The organism is Streptomyces sp. LS1784 (assembly GCF_020103755.1).
In the GTDB taxonomy this organism is placed as follows: Bacteria; Actinomycetota; Actinomycetes; order Streptomycetales; family Streptomycetaceae; genus Kitasatospora.
The window spans coordinates 1-1,912 of record NZ_JAHSQD010000949.1 but is presented as its reverse complement, the minus strand read 5'-3'; the positions used below and the strand labels follow the sequence as shown (position 1 = coordinate 1,912).

Genomic DNA, 1,912 nt, shown 5'->3' with positions numbered 1-1,912 from the left:
GATGCTGTTGGTGATCTTCATGAGTGACGGGTTCGAGTCCCGCCACCCGGTGGTTGGCACAGTTGCTGGAAGCGGGTGGTTGGGCCTGTTCGATGGTCGGCTGATCTGCCATCGTCACGGTGCTGGCTGAGGCGGATGATGTTGGTTCCGGCCGCGGTGAGGACGTGTTGGACGTGGGTCTTCGCGGTGCCGCGGTAGCGGCAGTTGCGCAGGCCGTGGGCATGGACGGTCTCGGAGACGGTGGCTTCGCAGCCTGCCCGCATGGCGTATCGGTCCTTCCAGGGCCGGGTCTGTTGATCTTTCCTTACGCGGTTCTGGATCTCCTGCAGGGGTTGTGGCAGCAGCAGGAGGTGGCGGCCCTTGCCGTCGATGTTTCCGGTGCACCTGGGGCGGTCGTCGCAGGCCCGGCAGACGGCCCGGGGAAAGAGTACGGACAGGCGTGGCTGGCCGTCGGCGAGTGTCGCTTTCCAGGGCGGGCTGGTAGCGCCGTTGGGGCAAGTGAGCGTTCTTTCCTCCCAGTTGGGATGGAAGTCTTCCTTGTTGAAACCCGGTAGTGCCCGTGTCCTGGGTGGGAGCCGGACCGGGCCGACCAGGTCGATCCCGTAGACGGTCCTGGCCCGGTGGATGGTGGCGGGGCTGGTGTATCCGCCGTCGACCAAGTGCTCGGACGGCGCCAAGTCTCGCGCGGCAAGGTCGATGTGGATCCGTTCGAGGGTGTCGATGTCCTGCTCGGGTGCCGGCGTGGTGGCGACGTGCACGATCACGTTCGGCAGGCCGGTGTCGCAGGTCTCGGTCTGGTGGTCCTTGTAGCCGACCCACTCGGCCTTGCCGGGTTTGTGGCTGAAGCGGGCCTGCGGGTCGTGGGGCGAGACGATCTCGACCGACGACCACGGGGCCCGGGCCGAGGCGGGGTCGGGCCGCCCGTCGGAGGCTTCTGCGGACATCGAGCGCCGGGGGCTGTGGCGCCGGCTCAGCCGGTCGCGGGTCTGCTTGGGCCCGCGCCAGCCCAGGCGGCCCTCCTCGTCGTACCAGTACTGCTGGACCCAGACCTGCCGCAGGACCTCCACCTGCGGCAATGCCCGCAGCCGGACCGGGGTACCGGGCCCGAGGACGGCTCGCAGCAGGCGCATGCCGTCCTCGCCGACCGCCAGGGCGTACCGCTCTCGCTCCTTCGTCTCCCTGGGCAGCCGGTCGTAGCGCACCGGCCGGCCGTAGCGGCGAGCCCAGTCGTCCGTGACCAGGGCGGACAGCCATTCCCCGTCAGCGCGTGCCAGCCCCTCCAGGGCAGCGCGCATGGTCTCGCCCACCAGCTCGATCCGGTCCAGGCGCCGTACTGCCGCCAGGACGTGGGTGGAGTCGGTGCGCTGACGCCCGCGGCGCTTGACCAGGCCTGCTTCCACCAGACGGTCCACCATCACCGCGAGCAGCCGGTCCGCACGGTCGCCCTCGGCCATCCGGTCACGGAACTCACTGAGTACCGAGAAGTCGAACCCCCGATCGTCCAACTCCAGTCCCAGGCAGTAATTTCCAGTCCAGACGGCAGCGGACCGCCTCGGCGGCTTGTCGGTCCGTCAGGTTCTCGGCGTACTGCAGTACCGACACCAACGCGAGCCGCGCCGGCGACAGACCGCGCCGCCCGTCGACCGGATACCACTCGGCAAAGTCCTCATCGACGAACAGCCCGTCCAGATGGTCCCGCACCCACATCGCCGCAGTCCCCCGAGGATTGCTCGCCCGTGCCATCTGCGTCGTCAGAGCTGGAATCTCCCGCCCCGGCCACGAGCCCATCGCCACCGCAACCAGCCCCCTTCAACCTGCTCGGATCTCCAGATCAGGACAGCAGGCGCACAGGGCCAGCGACCGGCAAAGCCGTCAGCCTCACCCTCCCCAGTGAAGATCACCAACAGCATCC

Annotated in this window: 2 protein-coding genes; both read right to left on the bottom strand. The window is 68.8% G+C overall.

Annotation, left to right across the window (positions count from 1 at the left end; all coding sequences use genetic code 11):
* Nucleotides 1–17: 17 nt before the first annotated feature.
* Nucleotides 18–1,505 (bottom strand): transposase, encoded by a 1,488-nt coding sequence (locus KS423_RS44535; protein WP_224285378.1) that lies wholly within the window; start codon nt 1,503–1,505, stop codon nt 18–20.
* Entirely contained in the window at nt 1,468–1,707 is a 240-nt protein-coding gene (locus KS423_RS48700; RefSeq protein ID WP_224285377.1) for a transposase, read from the bottom strand. Before KS423_RS48700 ends, KS423_RS44535 begins: the two co-directional genes overlap by 38 nt.
* Nucleotides 1,708–1,912: the final 205 nt, after the last annotated feature.

What these genes read in the sequence shown, in the direction of transcription:
- KS423_RS48700 (WP_224285377.1), bottom strand. Translation starts at nt 1,707, where the DNA reads ATGTGGGTGCGGGACCATCTGGACGGGCTGTTCGTCGATGAGGACTTT.